This is a genomic window from Longispora urticae (assembly GCF_053902585.1).
In genome coordinates this window covers 142,535-162,295 of the sequence record NZ_JAQZSH010000041.1, presented here as the reverse complement: position 1 = coordinate 162,295, position 19,761 = coordinate 142,535, and the positions used below count along the sequence as shown (strand labels likewise).

17 protein-coding genes are annotated in these 19,761 nt (G+C 72.8%); 10 read left to right on the top strand and 7 right to left on the bottom strand.

All coding sequences use genetic code 11. From position 1 onward, the window contains the following. Window positions 1-45: 45 nt before the first annotated feature. Window positions 46-969, bottom strand: coding sequence for an RICIN domain-containing protein (locus PT931_RS28415; protein WP_456248777.1), 924 nt, complete (start codon window positions 967-969; stop codon window positions 46-48). A 113-nt stretch (window positions 970-1,082) separates the two neighbouring features. On the opposite strand from PT931_RS28415, the gene PT931_RS28410 reads away from it, so the two are divergent. After that, a complete protein-coding gene (locus PT931_RS28410) occupies window positions 1,083-4,148 on the top strand; it encodes a tetratricopeptide repeat protein (protein ID WP_456248776.1) in 3,066 nt (1,021 codons plus the stop codon). A gap of 145 nt (window positions 4,149-4,293) precedes the next feature. On the opposite strand, the gene PT931_RS28405 is transcribed toward PT931_RS28410, so the two are convergent. Further along, a complete protein-coding gene (locus PT931_RS28405) occupies window positions 4,294-5,178 on the bottom strand; it encodes a hypothetical protein (RefSeq protein WP_456248775.1) in 885 nt (294 codons plus the stop codon). 165 nt (window positions 5,179-5,343) lie between these two features. Further along, complete coding sequence (locus tag PT931_RS28400) at window positions 5,344-5,667, bottom strand: hypothetical protein (protein WP_456248774.1); 324 nt, start codon at window positions 5,665-5,667, stop codon at window positions 5,344-5,346. A gap of 170 nt (window positions 5,668-5,837) precedes the next feature. Between PT931_RS28400 and PT931_RS28395 the strand changes: the two genes are divergently transcribed. Then, window positions 5,838-6,410: a dihydrofolate reductase family protein gene (locus PT931_RS28395; protein ID WP_456248773.1), complete on the top strand. Its 573-nt coding sequence runs from the start codon at window positions 5,838-5,840 to the stop codon at window positions 6,408-6,410. 88 nt (window positions 6,411-6,498) lie between these two features. Here the strand turns inward: PT931_RS28395 and PT931_RS28390 are convergent, their stop codons facing one another. Further along, window positions 6,499-7,647: an acyl-CoA dehydrogenase family protein gene (locus tag PT931_RS28390; RefSeq protein ID WP_456248772.1), complete on the bottom strand. Its 1,149-nt coding sequence runs from the start codon at window positions 7,645-7,647 to the stop codon at window positions 6,499-6,501. A gap of 135 nt (window positions 7,648-7,782) precedes the next feature. Here PT931_RS28390 and PT931_RS28385 point away from each other — a divergent pair, with 135 nt between their 5' ends. From PT931_RS28385 to PT931_RS28360, 6 genes are all read left to right on the top strand, one after another. Then, a complete protein-coding gene (locus tag PT931_RS28385; protein ID WP_456248771.1) occupies window positions 7,783-8,526 on the top strand; it encodes a HipA family kinase in 744 nt (247 codons plus the stop codon). Beyond that, window positions 8,523-8,888, top strand: a complete 366-nt coding sequence (locus tag PT931_RS28380) for a DUF3037 domain-containing protein (RefSeq protein ID WP_456248770.1) — start codon at window positions 8,523-8,525, stop codon at window positions 8,886-8,888. The genes PT931_RS28385 and PT931_RS28380 overlap by 4 nt, the downstream gene beginning before the upstream one ends. A gap of 83 nt (window positions 8,889-8,971) precedes the next feature. Continuing rightward, the gene (locus tag PT931_RS28375) at window positions 8,972-9,442 is read left to right on the top strand and encodes a Dps family protein (protein ID WP_363723616.1); all 471 of its coding nucleotides are present in this window, start codon (window positions 8,972-8,974) and stop codon (window positions 9,440-9,442) included. 69 nt (window positions 9,443-9,511) lie between these two features. Further along, entirely contained in the window at window positions 9,512-10,813 is a 1,302-nt protein-coding gene (locus PT931_RS28370; RefSeq protein ID WP_456248769.1) for a GH1 family beta-glucosidase, read from the top strand. A gap of 9 nt (window positions 10,814-10,822) precedes the next feature. Then, window positions 10,823-11,491 carry a hypothetical protein gene (locus PT931_RS28365; RefSeq protein WP_456248768.1) on the top strand — a complete coding sequence of 223 codons (669 nt, stop codon included), beginning with the start codon at window positions 10,823-10,825 and terminating at the stop codon, window positions 11,489-11,491. After that, a complete protein-coding gene (locus tag PT931_RS28360) occupies window positions 11,488-12,360 on the top strand; it encodes a Gfo/Idh/MocA family protein (RefSeq protein ID WP_456248767.1) in 873 nt (290 codons plus the stop codon). Before PT931_RS28365 ends, PT931_RS28360 begins: the two co-directional genes overlap by 4 nt. Before the next feature lie 2 nt (window positions 12,361-12,362). Here the strand turns inward: PT931_RS28360 and PT931_RS28355 are convergent, their stop codons facing one another. Beyond that, window positions 12,363-12,788, bottom strand: a complete 426-nt coding sequence (locus tag PT931_RS28355) for a VOC family protein (protein WP_456248766.1) — start codon at window positions 12,786-12,788, stop codon at window positions 12,363-12,365. Between the two features lie 89 nt (window positions 12,789-12,877). Between PT931_RS28355 and PT931_RS28350 the strand changes: the two genes are divergently transcribed. After that, on the top strand, window positions 12,878-16,111 hold the full coding sequence (locus PT931_RS28350) for an NACHT domain-containing protein (RefSeq protein ID WP_456248765.1): 3,234 nt from the start codon (window positions 12,878-12,880) through the stop codon (window positions 16,109-16,111). A gap of 10 nt (window positions 16,112-16,121) precedes the next feature. Further along, window positions 16,122-16,844 carry an SOS response-associated peptidase gene (locus PT931_RS28345; protein WP_456248764.1) on the top strand — a complete coding sequence of 241 codons (723 nt, stop codon included), beginning with the start codon at window positions 16,122-16,124 and terminating at the stop codon, window positions 16,842-16,844. 97 nt (window positions 16,845-16,941) lie between these two features. Here the strand turns inward: PT931_RS28345 and PT931_RS28340 are convergent, their stop codons facing one another. Continuing rightward, window positions 16,942-18,447, bottom strand: a complete 1,506-nt coding sequence (locus tag PT931_RS28340) for an RtcB family protein (RefSeq protein WP_456248763.1) — start codon at window positions 18,445-18,447, stop codon at window positions 16,942-16,944. A gap of 94 nt (window positions 18,448-18,541) precedes the next feature. Next, window positions 18,542-19,753 carry a PucR family transcriptional regulator gene (locus PT931_RS28335; protein WP_456248762.1) on the bottom strand — a complete coding sequence of 404 codons (1,212 nt, stop codon included), beginning with the start codon at window positions 19,751-19,753 and terminating at the stop codon, window positions 18,542-18,544. Between the last annotated feature and the right edge of the window lie 8 nt (window positions 19,754-19,761).

Below are 19,761 nucleotides of genomic sequence, written 5' to 3'. Positions count from 1 at the left end.
ATGCGGGGGTGACTCCCGCCGCCGGGGGCGGCGGGAGTCACCGGTTCAGTGCCAGGCCTGGTTGCGGCCGCGGAGGTAGTCCCACTGGTTCACCCGGGCGCCGTTGGCCGTGCTCCAGCCGCCCACCTCGAGACTCTTGCCGGAGTGGATGTTGAGGTAGATCCACCGGCGGGCGGTGGCGTCGTACTGCTCCTGCCACAGCTGGTTGTTGCCGCCGTGGCAGTCCCACTGGTTGACGCCCGCGCCGTTGGCCGTGTCCCAGCCGCCGACCTCCAGGCACTTGCCGGAGTTGACGTTGACGATCTCGTAGCCATAGCCGCGGATCCGCTGGACCCACTTCTGGTTGTTACCGCCGTGGCAGTCCCACTGGTTGACGCCCGCGCCGTTGGCCGTGCTCCAGCCGCCGACCTCCAGGCACTTGCCGGAGTTGTCGTTCTTCACCTCCCAGGGGCCGCCCGCGCCGGCCTTGTACGTGAAGATCCACTGCTTGTCGCTCTCCTGGGACCCCTGGTAGCACACCGCGCTGCCGTTGCTGCCCGCGCCGAGGTAGCAGGTCGCCCCGGGACCGTTCGGGGCGAGCAGCGTCGGCGTGTCGTTGTCCATGGTCGAGAAGCTGAAGTTGTTGTAGTACCCGCCCTCCGAGCAGAGCGCCGTGTAGACGCCACCGGCCGGGGTGATGGTCAGGCACAGGATGTTGGGGTTCGAGCTGTTGCCGCTGATACCGAGGGCGAACCTCCGCTTACTGTTGGTATCCACGTAGATCCAGCGCTGGTTGATGTCGCCCTGGTCGCAGAGCACGGCCCGCACCTCGGTCCAGGCGGAGTTCTCACCGCGCAGACAGAGGTTCACCCCCTGGCTGCGGATCATGAAAGCGCCGGTGCCGATCGCCGAGGCCGGCTGGCCGGCCGTGACCAGCGTGCCGACCAGCATCGCGACGAGCGCGATACCGAGCGTGATAATGCGTCGCATGGAATCCCTCACTGTGTGGAGCTATGAGCGCCGTCGACGCTAGGGCCCGACGGTGGACCGGTTGTGGAAGAATTGCCAACGATCAATGCCATGAGCTGCGGTATCGTGCCGAGGTGAAGATCGGGCTGCTCGGTTCAGTGGAGGCGTGGCACGACGGCCGGCCCATCGATCTCGGCTCACCCCGGCAACGCTCCGTGCTGGCCATGCTGGCGCTGGAGCCCGGCCGGATCGTCTCCGTCGACCGGCTCGTCGACACCCTGTGGGACGGTGAGCCGCCGACCGGTGCCCGCCGGGTGCTGCAGACGTACACCTCCCGCCTGCGGGTCGCCCTCCGGCCGGCCGGGGTGGCGCTGACCCGCCGGCCGCCCGGCTACCTCCTCGACCTGCCCGACGCGGAGGTCGACCTGCACCTGTTCCGTTCGCTGGCCGCCGCCGGCAGCGCCGAGGCCCTCACCGGGGCGCTGCGGCTGTGGCGGGGCAGCCCGCTGGCGAACCTGCCGGAAGGCCTCCTGGACCGGGTCCGCGTCGACCTCGCCGAGGAGTGGGCCACGGTGCGGGAGGAGTACCTGCACACCCGCATCGAAGCGGGCCGGCACCTGGAGCACCTGGCCGAGCTGCGGCAGTTCGCCGCCGAGTTCCCGCTGCGGGACCGCCCGCTGAGCCTGCTCATGCTGGGCCTGCACCGGGCGGGACGGCAGGCGGAGGCGCTGGAGGCATACCAGGACGCCCGGCGGTTCCGGGCCGAGACGCTGGGCCTGGACCCGGGGCGGGAACTCGCCGACCTGCACTCCCGGATCCTCGCCGACGACGCGGGGCTCGCCGCCGGGCCCGCCCCGCGGCGGGTCGTGCCGCGTTCGCTGCCGCTGGGCCTGCCCGACTTCACCGGGCGGACCACGGAGACGGCCGTACTCGCCGACCTGGCCGCCCGGGCCACGGACGCGGTGGTGGTCGCGGCGATCGGCGGCATGCCGGGCATCGGCAAGACCACGACCGCGGTCCAGGCCGCGCAGGCGCTGTCGGGGCGGTTCCCGGACGGGCAGCTCTTCGTCGACCTGCACGGGTACACGGCGGGCCGCCGGCCGGTGGACAGCGCCGTCGCGCTGGGCGTGCTGCTCCGCTCCCTCGGCGTCAGCGAACGGGACGTACCGGCCGACGCCGACGAGCGCGCCGCCCGGTGGCGGACCGAGCTCGCCGGCCGGCGCGCGCTCGTCCTGCTGGACAACGCGGCCGACGCCGAACAGGTCCGGCCGCTGCTGCCCGGTACCCCCGGAGTCCTGGTCCTGATCACGAGTCGGGGCGACCTGTCGGCGGTCGACGGGGTGACGCCGCTGCCGCTGGACGTGCTGCCGTCCGACGACGCGCGGGCGCTGCTCACCGCCATGCTCGGCCCCCGCGTGGACGCCGAGCCCGACGCGACGGCCGAACTCCTCCGGCTGTGCGGCCATCTGCCGCTCGCGCTCCGGATCGCCGCCGCCCGGCTGCGCGGCCGGCCGGAGTGGAGTGTCGCCCGGCTGGTCGACCGGCTCCGCGCCGAGCACCACCGGCTGCCGGAGCTGGCCCTCGGCGACCGGGGTGTCGAAGCCGCGTTCACGCTGTCCTACACCGGGCTGCCGCTCCCGGCCCGCAGGCTGTACCGGCTGCTGGGTACCCATCCGGGCACCCACTTCGCGCCGTCCTCCGTCGCCGCCCTCGCCGCGACCGCCGCCCCCACCGCCGAACGGCTCCTCGAACAGCTCCGCGACGCCCACCTGCTCCAGCCGCACGGGCCGGACCGCTACGCCTTCCACGACCTGCTGCGGGTCTTCGCCGCCGGCCGGGCCGCCGCCGAGGAGACCGCCCCGGAACGGCACGCGGCCCTGGCCCGTCTCCTCGACCACTACGTCGAGGCGAGCCGGCGGGCGGTACGCGACGCCGGTTTCGGGTCCGGCGCGGTGCCCGCGGGCCGGGAGTCCGCGCTCGCCTGGCTCGACGCCGAACGGGCCACGCTGGTCGCCGCCGCGGAGCACGCCGTCGACGCGGGCCTCGGCCGGTACGCGCGCGACCTGTCCCTGGCCCTGTACCGCTACCTCGACGAGCACTGCCACTACCACGACGCGACGGCCCTGCACCTCAGCGGCCAGCGCGCGGTACCCGCCGACGGTCGGATCCTGCGGCTCCTCGCGCTGACCGACCTGGGCCTCGGCGCCGTCGACCGGGGCGGCGAACGGGCGGCACGGGCCCTGGAGCTGTGCAGCGCCGCGGGCGACCGGGCGGGCGAAGGGCTCGCGTTGGAGCTGACCGGCCGGTTCAGCCTGATGCGGGGCGCGCTCGACCGGGCCGTCGGCGAACTCGGCGCGGCCCTCGACCTGCACCGGTCCGTCGGCGACCTGGCCGCCGAGGCGACCTGCCTGATCAACCTGGGCACCGGGTACGGGATGCTCGGCGACCTGCCCCGCGCGGCCGGGCACCTGCAACGCGGCCTCACGCTGTGCCGGACGACCGGCAGCCGGTCGGCGGAGGCGGCGGCGCTGGCCAGCCTCGGCATCGTGCACCAGCGCCTCGGCCAGTACGCGGAGGCCACCGACCGGCTGGAGCAGGCGTTGGACCTGCACCGCGCGGCCGGCCGGCGCAACGGTGAGGCCAACGCGCTGTCCAACCTCGGGTTCGTGTACAGCAGGATGGGCCGCTACGAGCAGGCCGTGCGGCACTTCGACGAAGCCCGGCGGCTCCACCGGGAGACGGGCAACCGCGTCTCGGAGGGCCGCGCGCTGTGCGGGCTCGGCCGCGCGTACCACGGACTCGGCCGGCCCGACCTGGCCCGCGGACACGTCGAGCACGGCCTGGCCCTCAGCCGCGAACTGGGCGAACGGATCCTGGAGACCCAGGCCCTCGTCGACCTGGGCCGGATCAACCTCGCCGACGGCCGGACCGAACTCGCGACGGGCCAGGTCACGGCGGCGGCCGCACTGGCCACCGCGAACGGGGACCGCTACGGCCTCGCCCAGGCGGAGGAGGGGCTGGGCGAGGTACTCGACGCCGTCGGCGATCCCGGCGCCGGCGGGCACTGGCGGCGCGCCCTCGAGCTCTACACGGGCCTCGGCGTACCCGAGGCCGCGGAGCTGTCCGCACGCCTGGGCCGGCCAGCCGGTGAACCCGCCGGCCCGGAGCAGGCGGCGGGCCCTGCCGTGGACCATCGGTAGCCAGCTCGCGGGCCGGCGGCGCGGGGATCCGCTCCCGCACGCGCCGAACACCGGGCGGCCGGGCCCTGGTGGGTCACGCGCCGCGGCCCGGTAGGTCCAGCCCGTGGCCCGGGGCGTCGCACGCGGAGCCCCGGGCGAGCGGCGGTCAGGAGTTCCAGGGCATCTGCGGGAACCACCAGTAGCCGAACCGGGAACCGGCGCGCACGCCCCAGTACACGATCATGAAGACGCCGCCGACCAGGAACGACGCGGCGGTCACGGCGGCCGCCCTCGACGGCACGGCGACCAGCCAGCGGGCGAACCGGCCCCGGGTGCCGTACGCGAGGAGCAGGAACACCAGGGCCATCACCACGATGTTGCCGAGGGACTGGAGCACGAACGCGGACGCGCCGTATAACGGGTTGTGGGTCTCGGCGGCGTACGCGAACATCTTGCGGAACAGGCCGAACGGCCGGCCGATCAGGAACGCCCCGATCAGCGCGCCCATGAAGATCATCCGGCCGTTGCCGGACAGTCGGCGGAGCGGGTCGGGCAGCACCCGGACGGCGGCCAGGCCCAGCCAGACGAAGATCAGGCCCAGCACGGTGAAGACCACGATGGCCTGCACCGACCGGACGTTGACCGCGCCGATCTTGGCGGTGGACAGCTGGGGCATGCCGGTGCCGACCAGGGCGCCGACGGCGCCGTACACGGCGGAGACGACCACCGCGCCGATCGCGAGGTAGCCGAGCGGGCGCAGCACGGTGCCGAGGCGGGTGCCCACCTTCTCGTCCCGGGCGAGCATCGGCGCGACGGCGCTGAACGCCATCACGTTGCACGCGGTGAACGTGCCCGCGAGCCCGGAGACGAACGCGAACACGATGCCGGCGAGCCCCGAGGAGATCGCGGCGTCGGCGTCGGAGCCGAGCGCCGTGCTCATCACGGTGCCGCCGATCTCGCGGTCGACGAGTTGCGCGGACCAGGTCACCGCGATGGCGAGCCCGGCCAGGACGCTGCCGAGGATCAGCCAGCCGCGGTGCCTCGGTACCACGGAAAGGTTGTCAGGTCTTGTCTCTATGAGGCGAGTCATAGATGTCAGGCTATGGATGGCCCTGCCGGGCGGGAATAGGACAAAGGACACGCGGGGGTACCAGACCCGGCATGGACCCCGGGTCCAGGCGCGCCCCCCGACCGCGCGGCCAGGGGGCGCCCCGACCTAGCGCGGCGGCAGGCTGCTGCAGCCCACGCTGCGGCCCTCGGTGGTGGTGACGCCGGCCTCGGTCTTCGTGAACTTGATCGAGTAGGTGCCCCGGCCGCACGAGAAGTGCAGGACGAACTTGTTGTCGAAGGCGGTCCAGTGCGAGCCGTTGACGGTCCACGACGTGCTGCTGGCCGGGCCGTTCGCGCTGCACTCGATCGTGTTGTACCAGGACTCGCAGGACAGGTAGCTGGGCGACGCCTGGGCCGGGGCCGCGACGGCGAGGGCGGCCCCGAGGGTCGCGACGGACAGGCCCACGAGGGCTACGGGAGAGACGCGCACGGATATCCTCCAGTGGTGGGTACATGCCGGGCGATCCGGCGGACCACAGTATGGTCCACTATGGATAGTCAGCGGAACGCCTGGAAGATGGATGCTTCTCACAGTGCGGATCCCAGGGAAATCCCAGGTTGTGGTGCCCCCGCCGGCGACCCGCGCGGCAGAATGGGCGGGTGACCAGGACCCAGTACTTCACGGCGACCAGCATCGACGGCTTCATCGCCGACCAGCACGACTCGCTCGACTGGCTGACGACGATCGAGCGCCAGGAGCCCGACCGGTTCGCGGAGTTCTTCACCGGGATCGGCGCGTTCGCGATGGGCTCGACCAGCTACCGGTGGATGCTCGAGAACCTCAACCTGCTCGAGGAGCCGGAGAAGTGGCGCGGCTGGTACGGCGACGTGCCCTGCTGGGTGTTCACCCACCGCGACCTGCCGGCCGTCCCCGGCGTCGACATCACCTTCGTGCGGGGGGACGTCCGGCCGGTGCACGCGGCCATGGTCGAGGCCGCCAACGGGCGCAACGTGTGGCTGGTGGGCGGCGGCGACCTGGTCGGGGACTTCGCCGACCACGGGCTGCTGGACGAGATCCATCTCCAGGTGGCGCCGGTCAGCCTCGCCGCCGGGGCGCCCGTGCTGCCCCGACGACTGCTGTCGGACCGGTTGACGCTGTCGGAGGTGTCCCGGGGCGGGCAGTTCGCGTACCTGACGTACTCCGTGAATCCGGAGCTGCCGCTGGACGGATGACACGGGCCGGCCCACCCCTCCCTGCCGGTGGAGGCGTGGGCCGGCCCGCGACGCTTCCCCGCCGGTGGGCGGCGGGGCTACCCGGTCGCTACGGCTTCCCGGCCATCGACCGGGAGATCACCAGCCGCTGGATCTGGTTGGTGCCCTCCACGATCTGGAGCATCTTCGCCTCGCGCATGTACCGCTCCACCGGGTGGTCGTGCACGTACCCGTACCCGCCGAGGACCTGCACCGCGTCGATGGTGACCTTCATGGCCACGTCGGTCGCGAACAGCTTCGCCTTGGCGGCCTCCACGCTGTAGGGCCGGCCGGCGTCACGCAGTCGCGCCACGGACAGGTACAGCGCGCGGGCGGCGGCGATCTGGGTGGCCATGTCCGCGAGCATGAACCCGAGACCCTGGAAGTCGATGATCCGGGTACCGAACTGCTGGCGGCCCTTCGCGTACTCCACCGCGTAGTCCAGCGCGGCCTGGGCCAGGCCCACGGCGCAGGCGGCGATGCCGAGCCGGCCCGAGTCCAACGCGCTCATCGCGATCGTGAACCCGATGCCCTCGGCGCCGACGAGCCGGTCGGCGGGCACCCGGGCGTCGTCGAAGGCCACCTGGGCGACCGGGGAACCGGTGAGCCCCATGGTCTTCTCGCGCTTCTGCGGCACGATGCCCGGGGTGGCCGCGTCCGCGAACAGGCAGGAGATGCCCTTCGGGCCGGGGCCGCCCGTGCGGGAGAACACGTTGTAGAAGTCGGCGACGCCCGCGTGCGTGATCCACGCCTTCGTGCCGTTGACCACGTAGTCGTCGCCGTCCCGGACCGCCTTCGTGGTCAGGTTGGCCGCGTCGGAGCCGCCGGCGGGCTCGGACAGGCAGTACGCGCCGAGGAGTTCGCCGCCGATCGCGTCCGGGAGGAACCGGGCCTTCTGCTCCTCGGTGCCGAACGCGGCGACCGGGTAGCACGCGAGGGTGTGCACGGACACGGCCTCGGCGACCGTGAGCCAGCGGGACGCGAGGATCTCCAGCACCTGGAGATACACCTCGTAGGGCTGCTCGCCGCCGCCGAACTTCTCCTCGTACGGCAGGCCCAGCAGGCCGGCGCGGCCCAGGGTGCGCAGCACGTCGCGGGGGAACTCGCCGCGCGCCTCGAAGTCGCCCGCGCGCGGCGCCAGCTCGGCGTCGGCGAGCTCCTGGGCGAGACCGAGCAGGGCCCCGGCCTCCTCGGTGGGCAGAATTCGCTCGACGTTCACTGGGCTCAGGCTCCCCGGCATCGTTGAAGGGTGTCACCGTCAGCTTAACGGTCGTTAGGGAGGCCCGCCACGCGGCCGGGAAACCGGTGGGTAATACGGCGGGCGGTCCTCTACGCTCTCAGGGTGCTTCCTGAGGTGAGAGCGATCCGATACGTCACGCCACTGCGCGAGGGCGGTTCCCTGCCGGGGCTCCTCGAGACCGACGACCTCGGCACGTACGTGGTCAAGTTCCGGGGTGCGGGGCAGGGTACCAAGGCCCTGGCCGCCGAGATCATCGGCGGGGAGCTGGCCCGCCGGCTCGGCCTGCGGGTGCCCGACCTCGCGTTCGTCGAGCTCGACCTCGCCATCGCCCTGGGCGAGCCCGACCCGGAGATCCAGGCCCTGCTCAAGGCCAGTGTCGGGCGGAACCTGGGCCTGGACTTCCTGCCCGGCTCCCTCGCCTACGACCCGGCCGTGCTGCCGCCGTCCGCCGAGCTGGCCACCACGATCCTGTGGCTCGACGCGCTGATCGAGAACGTCGACCGCAGCTGGCGCAACCCGAACCTGATCGTCTGGCACAAGGAGCTGTGGCTGATCGACCACGGCGCGTCGCTGTACTTCCACCACAACTGGCCGCGCGCCGACCGGCACGTCCAGCGCGCCTTCAAGGCCGACGACCACGTCCTGGTGTCCTACGCCCGCGACCTGCCCGCCACCCACGCGCGGCTCGCCCCGCAGGTCACGCCCGAGGTGCTCCGCGAGATCGTCGCGCTGATCCCCGACGCGTGGATCGACGACGAGCCCGGGTTCGCCGACGCCGACGCCGTCCGCGAGGCGTACGTGGCGCACCTCACCGCCCGGCTGGCCACGTCCTCCTGGCTACCGGAGCTGGCCGCATGACGCCGTTCTCCTACGCACTGGTCCGGGTCGTGCCCCGGATCGAACGCGGCGAGTGCGTCAACGTCGGCGTGCTGCTGTTCTGCAAGAGCCGGGACTTCCTGTCCCTCGGGATCGCCCTGGACGAGGCCCGGCTGACGGCGTTCGCCCCGGCCCTGGACCTGGACTCGGTGCGCGCGGCCCTCGCCGGCTGGGCGGGCACCTGCGCGGGCGCGGGGCCGGCGGCCGGCAAGTCGCTCGGCGAGCGGTTCGGCTGGCTGACCGCACCCCGGAGCACGATCGTGCAGCCCGGGCCGACCCACCTCGGCCTCACCGCCGATCCGCGCGCCGAACTCGACCGGCTGGTGGAACTCCTCGTCGGATGAGGCCTGTTCCCTAGATCACTGGGTCGGCGGCGGCCGGGGCGGGTATGTCTGAGGGGTACAACCGCAACGACATAGGGGGAAGCATGCCGAAGATCAGTTCAGCGCTGTCCGACGACGCCCGCGCGGTCACCGGCGAGGCGCTGCAGGGCGCGCTCGTGGACCTGATCGACCTGTCGCTCGTCGCCAAGCAGGCGCACTGGAACGTCGTGGGCCGCAGCTTCCGCTCGGTGCACCTCCAGCTCGACGAGGTGGTCACCACGGCGCGGCTGTTCTCCGACCAGGTCGCCGAGCGGGCCTCCGCCATCGGCGTGAACCCGGACGGCCGGGCGGCCACCGTGGCGCAGACCAGCGGGGTGCCCGACATCGCGCTCGACTGGCTCGCCGACACCGACGTGGTGGCGGGCTTCGTGAAGACGTACCTGGCCGTGGTCGAGCGGATGCGGCAGCGGATCGCGGCGACCGGCGACGCCGACCCGGTGACGCAGGACCTGTTCATCGGGATCACGGCCGAGCTGGAGAAGCAGGGCTGGATGTTCCAGGCCGAGGCGGCGTAGCCCGGTACCCGAAAAATTTGAGAAGTTTTCGTCTTTCGGTGGCCGTCGCCGGCCGATAGCCTCTGATGGATGAGCGACTGGCCGCAGGTCCCGCGTTTCCCCGACGGCTTCCGCTGGGGCGCCGCGACCGCCGCGTACCAGATCGAGGGCTCCCTCGCCGCCGACGGCCGGGGAGCCTCGATCTGGGACGACTTCCCCACCACCACCGGCGACACCGCCGCCACCGCCACCGACTCCTACCGGCGCTGGCGCGAGGACATCGACCTCCTCGACGGGCTCGGGGCCAACGCCTACCGGTTCTCCGTCGCGTGGCCCCGGATCCAGGCCGACGGCACCGGCGCGCCCAACCCGCTCGGCCTCGACCACTACGAACGCTTCGTCGACGAACTGTGCGCGCGGGGCATCGACCCGGCCGTCACCCTCTACCACTGGGACCTCCCGCAGGCCCTGGAGGACGCCGGCGGCTGGCTGCACCGGGACACCGCCGAACGGTTCGCGGAGTACGCGGGGCACGTGCACGCCCGGCTCGGCGACCGGGTCAAGCTGTGGATCACGCACAACGAACCGTTCGTGCACGCCGCCTACGGGTACACGCTGGGGATCCACGCGCCCGGGAAGGCGCTGCTGTCGGGGAGCTTCCCCGCCGTGCACCACCTGCTGCTCGGCCACGGACTCGCCACGGCCGCGCTGCGCGCCCAGGGCGCGACCGGCATCGGCATCACGCACAACCTCGCGCCCGTCTCGCCGGCCAGCGACTCCCCCGCCGACCAGATGGCCGCCGCCCGGCTCGACGGCTGGCAGAACCGGGTGTTCTGCGACCCGGTGCTGCTCGGGCACTACCCCGACGGCCTGGAGGACCTGTTCCCCGGCGCGGCGGAGGTGATCCGCGACGGCGACCTGGCGGTGATCGGCGCGCCCCTGGACTTCCTCGGGGTCAACTACTACAACCCCCATCTGGTACGCGCCTCCGACGCCAGCCCCCTCGGTTTCGAGTTCGCCGAACACGAGGGCGTCGCGCACACGTCCTTCGGCTGGCCCATCGTGCCCGCCGGCCTCACGGACCTCCTCCTGCAACTCCGCGACCGCTACGACCTGCCTCCCGTCTACATCACCGAGAACGGGGCGTCCTTCCCCGACACCCTCGACGACCGCGACCGGGTCGACTACCTCGCCGGGCACCTCACCGCGCTGCGGGCGGCCATCGACGCCGGTGTGGACGTCCGCGGCTACTTCTGCTGGTCGCTGCTCGACAACTTCGAATGGGCCGAGGGGTACGCGCAACGGTTCGGCCTCGTCCGCGTCGACTTCACCACCGGCGAGCGCACGCCACGCGACTCCTATGCGTTCTTCCGCAGCCTGGCGACCCGATAACCTGGCCGCATGACCGTACGCGTGATCTGCGCCAACCCCTGCCTGATGCTCACGGTGGACGACGAACGGGTCGCGTTCGCCTCCGCCTGGCGGGTCGACTGGTCCGAACGGGGCGCCGGCAACGCGCTCGTCCTCTGGCACGCCGGCCGGCCCCGGGTCATCGCGGCGGACCCCGACCTGGGCCGGTGGCTCGCCGACGACTTCGTCCGGCACTTCACCGAGACCAAGGGGCTGCCCTGGGCCGGGCTGGAGGTCACCGTCGCGGACGTGACGTTCGAGCTGGACCTGGCCGTCGGGTTGCGGGCCGCCGGCGGGGGCGTGGAGGTGACCATCGGCGGGCCGAAGGGGATGAGCCTGGAGCGGGCGGAGGCGTACCCGTTGGGGGAGGTCTCCAATGCCCTGACGCTCGTGTACGTGCCCTGCGGGACGGGGAGCCTGAGCGTGGACGGGGTGGTCGTGGAGGGGGAGCCGACGGCGGCCTTCCTGACGGACGCGGAGGTGTGGAGTCACCTGCCGGGGGCGGTGGACACGGAGGTGTGGAGCCATCTGTCAGGTGCGGCGGACGCGGCCTCCGACGCGGTTCCGGGCGCGGCAGCCATTGTGGTGACCGGCTCCGGGCCCGGCGTGGACGGGGGGTCGGATTCCGCAGCGGTCTTGGGCTCCGGGGAGGGTCGGTGAGGTTCGGGCTGCTCGGGACCGGACACTGGGCCGCCGAGACCCAGGGCGCGGCGCTCGCCGCACACCCCGACGTCGAGTTCGTCGGCGTGTGGGGCCGGTCGCCGGACAAGGCCGCGGCCCTCGCCGACCGCTACGGCACCCGCGCCTACCCCGACGTCGACGCGCTGCTCGCCGACGTGGACGCCGTGGCCATCGCCCTGCCGCCCGACGTCCAGGGCGACCTGGCGCTGCGGGCCGCCCGCGCCGGCCGGCACCTCCTGCTGGACAAGCCCGTCGCGCTCACCGTCGAAGCCGCCGACCTGCTCGTCGCCGAGGTCGGAGCCCGCGCGCTGGCGTCCGTGGTCTTCTTCACCAACCGGTTCCACGCCAACGTCGCCGAGTTCCTCGCGCACGCGGCGACCCGGCCGTGGGCGAGCGCCCGCGCGACCCTGTACGCGTCGATCTTCACCCCCGGCGGCCCCTACGCCGACTCCGCGTGGCGGCGCGAACACGGCGGACTCTGGGACCTCGGCCCGCACGCGCTGTCCCTCCTCCTGCCCGTCCTCGGACCGGTCGACCGGGTCGAGGCGCTGGCCGGCGCGGCCGGGATCAGCCACGTACTCCTCCGGCACACCGGCGGCGCGACCAGCACCCTGTCCCTGAGCCTGGACGCCCCGACCCCCGTCAACGAGGTCGTGTACTACGGGGCCGACGGCGCGGTGCCGCTCGTGGAGGGGCGGCCGGGGTCGTCGGCCGACGCCTTCGGGACGGCGATCGGGGAGCTGATCGGACAGGTGGGGTCGGCGGCGCCACGGCACGCGTGTGACGTGCGGTTCGGGCGGGACGTGGTGGCGATCCTGGCGGACGCCGAGGCCGCGATCCGGGCCTGACGTCAGGGCTGGTCGGGGGCCACGTCGGCGGAGAGTTCACCCAGTTCCGTGAACAGGGTGAGTTGCAGGCCGGCCGGGCCCTCCAGGCGGGAGTTGAGGGAGTTCCACGGGGTCCGGGTCGGCGGGGCCAGCACGGTCGCCCCCGCCTTCGCCAGCTCCTCCGTGGTCGCGCGGGAGTCCGGCACCTGGAAGGCGACCCGGATGTGGCCCGCGACCCGGCGGCCGACCTCGACCTCGTCGATGAACGCCGCGTGCCCCGGGTCGGTGATCTCCAGGGTGGCGATGCCCGCCTCCAGGATCGTGACCCGGCCGTCCGGGGAGGAGTACGCCTCGCGCTCCGTCAGGCCGAGGGTGTCGCGGTAGAAGCGCAGGGCCTCGTCGTAGTCGGCGGCGGTGACGACGAGGCGCAGTTCACGGACTTCAGTCATGATCCGATCGTAGGCGGGCGTTCCGCGCACAGTGGACCGTTCCGGTAGAGTGTTCCTTTCCGCTTCCGCGCCCCCACCCCGGAGTAGGCATGCGTCGCGAACCTCCCGTCACCCTGCGCGGAGCGTTGAAGATCCTCGGCCACCACGACCGGCCGTGGCTGGACAGGCTGAACACCCTGCTCGGTGGGGCGATCCTGGCCGGCGGTGCGGTGACGATGGCCACGGGCGGGTTGCCGGCCCTGGCCGCGGGCGGGTTCCTCGCGGCCGTCTGGGGCTGGGTGGACCAGAAGAACGAGGCCTTCGGGGTACTGCGCACGGGCCTCGACAAGCTGTCCGACCGGCTGGCCGGCACCGGCGGCTACGAGCGGCACCAGCTGATCGCGGCGGCCCACACCACGATCGTGCTGTCCGCGTACTTCCAGTGCCTGCGCGAGCAGCTCGGAAAGAAGCAGTTCCGGGATCTGGACCTGACCGACCGCGAGAAGGTGACGCTCGGCACGAACGAGTGGCACGCGATGAACGTCTCCCAGGTCGCCCGCCTCTACGAGAGCACCGTCCCGGCCCCGTCCGCGGCCTGCGGTTTCGAGGAGAACCTCACTGCCGTTACCGCGTTCCTCAAGTCCATCGACGACCGCGTGCACGCCTTCCGGCACGAACTCGCCGGGTCCCCCGGCCAGGACCGGTGGTCGAGCCTGGGGCTGATGGACAGGGCGGTCGGCCGGTACCGGTCCCATTTCCTCACCCTGGCCGCCACGGTGCCGGAGTTCGCCATCTGGGCCCACCTCACCGAGCATGCCGCGACCCGGACCACTGTCGTCGGCCTGCGGGCGGAGGTCGGCGCCGCGCTGACCGAGCACGGTGGCGCGCTGGCCCGGGTGGAGAACCTGCTGCGCCTGTGCGGCCCGGCGCGCCCCGCGCCCACCGGCGCTCTGGAGACCCTGCGGCGGGCGAACCGCGGCGTCCTCGACGAGCCCGTGATCGACGCCGACACCGCCCGCCTGGACAGCGGGATCACCTTCCCCGAGATCGGCCGCAGCTACGTCGACCCGCGCTACCGGCTGACCCGCTACCAAACGGGCATCCAGCCGGCGGACGAGAGCCAATGGGAGGAGTGGCCGGTCCGCGGCGACGTGGACCTCCTGGTCGCCGGGCACGTGGTCTCCCCCGACGCCACCCGGCTGCCGCTACTGCTCCTCGGGCACCCCGGGGCCGGCAAGTCGCTCCTGACCAAGGTGCTCGCCGCCCGGCTGCCCTCCGCGTCGTTCACGGTCGTGCGCGTCCCGTTGCGCCGGGTCGGAGCCAACGCGCCCGTGTACCGGCAGATCCAGGAGGCCCTGGATCTGGTCACCCACGAACGGGTCAGCTGGTCGGACCTGGCCGAGCAGAGCGCCGAAACGGTCCGGGTGGTACTGCTCGACGGGCTGGACGAGTTGTTGCAGGCCACGAACAGCGACCGCACCGGGTACCTGCGGGAGGTCGCCGAGTTCCAGCGCACCGAGGCCGTCCAGGACCGGCCGGTGATCGTCCTCGTCACCTCGCGGACCGTGGTGGCGGACCGGGTGGAGATCCCGGCGGGTACCCCGATCGTGCGGTTGGAGGCGTTTGACGACGACCAGATCAGGACCTGGGTCGCAGGATGGCGCGAGGCCAACGCCGCTATGGTGCAGTCTGAGCGGCTCCGTCCGATCAGCACCGAAACCGCGTTGGGGTTGCGGCACCTCGCCCGGCAGCCTGTGCTGCTGCTCATGTTGGCGCTGTATCTCGCGGATCCACAGGCCCCGGACCTCGACTCGGGTTTGTCCGAGGCGGGACTGCTCCGGCAGTTGCTCCACGAGTTCGCCGTCCGCGAGGTGCGCAAGAAGGCGCCGGGCCGGCTGGTGGGCGAAGCCTTGGAGGAGCAGGTCGCCGAGCAACTGCGCAGGCTGTCCGTCGCCGCGCTCGGCATGTTCAACCGGGGCCGGCAGGACATCGCCGAGGACGAACTCGGCGCGGATCTCGTCGGCCTTGGCATTCCCGTGCCCGTCGGACTACGGGCCGACGAGATCGGGCAGCGGGTCCTCGGCGAGTTCTTCTTTCTCCATACCGCCGAGGCGACCGTGCCCTCGGAGGCGGCCCCCGGCCGGGTCCGGCGGCGCTACGAGTTCTTGCACGCCACCTTCGGCGAGTACCTGGTCGCGGCGCACGTGGTGGACACCCTCGCGGACGTGGCGGACGCGGCGCTCGGCGGGAAGCGGGCGCGGGAACCCCGGGACGAACTGCTGTTTGCGCTGCTGTCCAACCAGCCTCTGGCGATCCAGCGCCCGCTGCTGACGTTCGTCGGGCAGCTCGTCTGGGAGCATGGCGACGGTGACCGATCGGCGATGGCGCGAACCATAGAGATCCTGATCTCCCGGTACCGGACGAGGCGAGGCTCCGACGAGCACGCCGGCTACCGGCCCACGGAACCGGACCAGGTCCGCCAGCTGGCGGCGTATTCCGCAAATCTGGTACTGCTGCGCCTGGCGCTGATGTCGGGCGGAGGACTTCCTCTGGCGGAGCTGTGGCCGGAGGAGCCGGATCCGTTGGGGTTGTGGCGGTCCACGGTGACACTGTGGCGGTCGGGGCTGGACGCTTCGGGTTGGCGATCCATGTTGACGACCGTGGATCTGACCGGCAGCGAGATCTGGGCGGTGGACAACGACGGCTTGCCTGCTGTCTTCGATGACGGCCGATTCGCACGCCTTCTCGGCGATCGTGCCCTCGGTACCCGGATACGCATCGGCATGGCTGCACGCGACGCGGCATACACAGCACCGCATCCGTCAGGAGAAGACTGGTTCGAGGACATGGTCGAATTTCTCTTCACCGACGCCATGGTCGATTCGCGTGAATGGCCCAGTGGGCTGACCATCTTCCGTCCGCCCACCGACGTGGACATAGATGATCTGGACGAAATTACTCAGCTGATGTGCTGGTCCGTGCGCAAAAGCAGTTCGAGCTGGACCTTCGAGAAGGCTCTGGCGGCCTCCGTCTGGCTCATGGAATACGGATACCGGTTGGCTCTCGACCCGCTTGCACTCGCTCTGCTCATCACCCAGTTCCCGGCCACCTTGCGGCAGGTTCCGAAACTCCGGGATCCCCGCCTCTACGAGGGCTCCGCCGAAGCATCGCTGCTCATGTTCGGCGCAAGTCACGCGATCGAGCCGGAAGAACCACTGTTGCGGACACTCATCGCGTCGCTCGACGGGGAGAACAGCTTCCCCGAGATGACAGCGGACGAGTCGGCACACCTGTTCCGCGTGATCAGGCGATTGCAGACGCCGCCGTCGTTTCTCACCCGGTAGGCTCGGGCGCATGTGTGGGAGGTTCGTCAACAGTCGGTCGCCCGAGGATCTGGGTGTGGAGTTCGACGTCGACCAGTCGGTGCTGTCGGAGCGGCTGGCCCCCGACTACAACATCGCCCCCACCAAGAAGGTCTATGCCGTCCTCGACCGCCCCGGCGACGTCCCCGAGCGCCAGCTCCGCGTCCTGAACTGGGGCCTCGTCCCGTCCTGGGCGAAGGACCGCTCGAACGCGGCGAAGTTGTCCAACGCGCGGATCGAGACGGCGGCGGAGAAGCCCTCGTTCGCCCGGGCGTTCAAGAGTCGGCGCGCGGTCATCCCCGCCGACGGGTACTTCGAGTGGCGGCGCCAGGACGGTGGCGTGAAGCAGCCGTTCTACCTGCACCGGCCCGATAGCGCGTCCCTGCGCCTGGCGGCTCTCTACGAGCTGTGGCGGGACCCGACCCGGGAGGCAGGGCACCCGGACGCGTGGTGGTGGAGCGCGACGATCCTGACCACGGAGTCGACCGGGGAGCTGCGGGACATCCACGACCGGACCCCTCTGACGGTACGGCCGGGGGCGCTCGACGCGTGGCTCGGTACGGGGCCGAGCCATCCGGATGAGTTGCGCGCACTCCTGGCACCGTCCACGGAGGAGCTGGTGGCGCGGCCGGTGTCGACCCTGGTGAACAGTGTGCGGAACAACGGGCCGCACCTGCTGGAGGAGTACGTGGAAGCGGCCCCGACCCTGTTCTAGGCGACAGGCTTCCCCCGCAGCCGTCCACCGTCGGCAGCCGGGAGGCGCCCCCGCGCGGGCCGACTTCCGGGCGCGCGGGGACCCGTACCCGTCGAGGTCAGCCCTTGATCGTGAGGAGGGGGCGGAGTTCGGCGACCGGGGCGGCCACCCCGGCGTGCGACAGGCTCGACACCACCGGCCCGATGTCCTTGTACGCCCACGGCGCCTCCTGCTTGAGGTCCCGCCGCCACGCCGCCATCACGTCGGAACGCCGGCTCACGGCCGGGTCGCGGTGGTCGAGCGGGGTGACGACCCGGAAGTCGCGGAGGAACGCGTCGAGTTCGGCGTCACTGCCCTTCGCCGACGCGCCCCGGGGCACCCGGCGGCCGGCCCCGTGGCACGCGCTGGCCAGGGTCCGGTCGTTGCCCTGGCCGCGGAGCACGAAGCTGGCCGCGCCCATCGAGCCGGGCACGATGACCGGCTCGCCCCACTGGGCGTAGGGGCCCGTCTCCGTGTAGCCGCCGGCGGGGGTCGCGCCCTTGCGGTGCACCACGGAGCCGTCGTCGTGCTGCCAGAGCAGGTTGTGCGGGGCGTCGTAGACCAGGTTCGCGTCGAGGTCGCCGCACTCGGCCGCCAGGCCCGCGCGGGCCATCAGGGCGAGGAAGAACCGGTTGCCGACGGCGAAGTTCGCCGCGTTGCCGAACGAGTCCAGGTACCGGCGCAGGCGGGGGGCCGTGCGCTCGTCGAGGAGCATCGGCAGGATCCGGTTGTCCGGCAGCGGCATGCCCTCCGGCCACGCGGCCCGGGCCTGGTCGGCGCCCGAGGCGTTCGCCTGGTGGCCCAGGGACAGCGAGCCGCTGTGCACCATGAGGACCACCCGGCCGGGGGTCAGGCCCCAGGCGTACGCGGCCGGGCCGTCGTGCACCGCCGCCACGTACTGCAGCTCCACGAAGTGGTTGCCGCCCCCGACGCTGCCGATGATGCTGTCGTAGCTGGTGCCGCCGGCGCTGCGGACCCAGTCGGCGAACGGTTCGGCCGTGGTCGTCGGGTAGGACGGGCGGTGGATGCGGTGCTCGCGGTCCAGGTCGCCGGGGCGCAGCGCGGACCAGATCCCGTCGGCGGGCCGGTCCGGCTCGGCGAGCAGGCCGGGGAGGCCGTCGCGGAGCAGGGCCTCGCGGTGCGCGCCGGACAGGGCGATCTGGCGGCCGCCCTCGAAGAACAGGTGCCGCAGCCGGCGTTCGAGGCCGTCGAGGCGCGGGCGGACGTCGTCCACGGTCAGGGTGGTGGTCTCCAGGCGCATCCCGCAGTTGATGTCGTTGCCGACGGCCTGCGGGATCAGCGCGCCCCGGGTCCGCAGCACGGTGCCGATCGGGATGCCGGCTCCCTTGTGGACGTCGGGGGTCAGGACGACCCGGTCGAGCGTCGCCGGGTGGCCGGTGGCGGCGGAGAGGCGTTCGAGGGTGTCGGCGGTGCGGAGCACGGTGAGGATCTCGTCGACGGCGCTGGGCTCGACGGGGACGTCGGCGCGCGCGCAGATGTCGACGGGGACGCCCCAGGGGTTGGGGAGTTCCAGCCAGTTGTCGTCGGTCCGGACGAGTCGGGGGTCCTGCTTGTGCGGTGTCATGGTGCGGCCCAGAGTAGCGGGACGTTTGCGACGTCCCCACCGGTTTTCGGCCGCGCGGGCCGGGTCCGCGGCCGACGCGGCGTCGCGGGGCGGGTCAGGTGATCTGGAGGAGATGACGGGCCACGTCGAGGGCCAGACGCTGCCAGGGGGTACGCGGGTCGCGGCCGGTGCACTCGCGCACCCTGCGCAGCCGGTACCGCAGGGTCTGCGGGTGCACGCCCAGCTGCCCGGCGGCCCCGGTGGCCGTACCCGCGGCGAGGAACGCGTCGAGCCCGTCGAGCAGGTGCGCGTTGCCCGGGTCGGCGAGCGGGCCGAGGACCAGGTGCGCGATGTCGGCCGGGCGGGCGGCGGGGCGGCCGGCGAGCAGGGCCAGGAGGTGGGCGTCGCCGGTGTCGAGGAGCCGGCCGCCGTCGTGGGCGTGCGCGGGGGCGGTGTCGAGGGCGTCGACCGCGAGCCGGTACCCCGCGGGCGCCTCGACCAGGGCCGTCTCCAGCCGGCAGCCGTGCCAGGCGCGCCGCGCGACCGCCGGGTCGACGGGCCCGGGCGTCGTGGCCGCCGCCGCCCCGGACGCGGTCACCGGGGTGCCGGGCAGGAGCAGGACCAGGCGCCGGCCCCGCACCGTCAGCAGGTACCGGCGCGGCTCGTCCCCCGCCAGCCCCAGTTCGGCGGCCAGGTCCGCCCCGTCCGCCTCGGTGAGCACCCCGGCCGGGTCGGCCGGCTCCACGAGCAGCAGGGTCGGCCGGGCCGGGATGTCGACGCCCAGCTCGCGGCACCGGTCGGCCCACGCGCCGGCGGACGCCTGCCGGCCGACGAGCAGGTCGTCGAGGAGTTCGCGCAGGGCCCGGCCCCGGTCGCCGGTGAGGCGTTCGGCGGCGGAGGTGTAGCCGGAGTACACGGCCTCGGACAGGGCGTCGATGCTGGCGAGCCACAGCCGGGTGAGCGCCAGGGTGTCGGCGACGTCGAGGCTGCCCCGGCCCCGGCCGACGACGATGTCGATGGCGAGGGTGGCGGCGACCCGGTAGGCGCGCAGCACGGCCGGGAGGGGTCTGCCGTCGGCGGCCCTGGCCGCCCCGATCCCCCGGAACCGGGCCAGGTCCGCGTCGTCGAGCGCCCCGTCGCGCACCCACAGGTCCACGACCCGGGTCAGGGCCCAGCCGGCGATGGCCCGGACCTCGGCGAGCTGGGCGGGGGCCAGGCGCTGGTAGGCGGGGATCCGGCCCTGGACGGCGGCCGCCAGCTCCTCGCCGATCGCGGCCAGCTCGGCGGACACCTCCCGCTGGACGGCCAGCCGCTCCCGTACACCCATGGCTTTAT

Bases quoted from the DNA above. Each gene is read 5' to 3' on its own strand.
- PT931_RS28415 (WP_456248777.1), bottom strand. From the start codon at position 969: ATGCGACGCATTATCACGCTCGGTATCGCGCTCGTCGCGATGCTGGTC.
- PT931_RS28380 (WP_456248770.1), top strand. From the start codon at position 8,523: ATGACGCCGTTCTCCTACGCACTGGTCCGGGTCGTGCCCCGGATCGAA.
- PT931_RS28375 (WP_363723616.1), top strand. From the start codon at position 8,972: ATGCCGAAGATCAGTTCAGCGCTGTCCGACGACGCCCGCGCGGTCACC.
- PT931_RS28370 (WP_456248769.1), top strand. From the start codon at position 9,512: ATGAGCGACTGGCCGCAGGTCCCGCGTTTCCCCGACGGCTTCCGCTGG.
- PT931_RS28365 (WP_456248768.1), top strand. From the start codon at position 10,823: ATGACCGTACGCGTGATCTGCGCCAACCCCTGCCTGATGCTCACGGTG.
- PT931_RS28355 (WP_456248766.1), bottom strand. From the start codon at position 12,788: ATGACTGAAGTCCGTGAACTGCGCCTCGTCGTCACCGCCGCCGACTAC.
- PT931_RS28350 (WP_456248765.1), top strand. From the start codon at position 12,878: ATGCGTCGCGAACCTCCCGTCACCCTGCGCGGAGCGTTGAAGATCCTC.
- PT931_RS28345 (WP_456248764.1), top strand. From the start codon at position 16,122: ATGTGTGGGAGGTTCGTCAACAGTCGGTCGCCCGAGGATCTGGGTGTG.
- PT931_RS28340 (WP_456248763.1), bottom strand. From the start codon at position 18,447: ATGACACCGCACAAGCAGGACCCCCGACTCGTCCGGACCGACGACAAC.
- PT931_RS28335 (WP_456248762.1), bottom strand. From the start codon at position 19,753: ATGGGTGTACGGGAGCGGCTGGCCGTCCAGCGGGAGGTGTCCGCCGAG.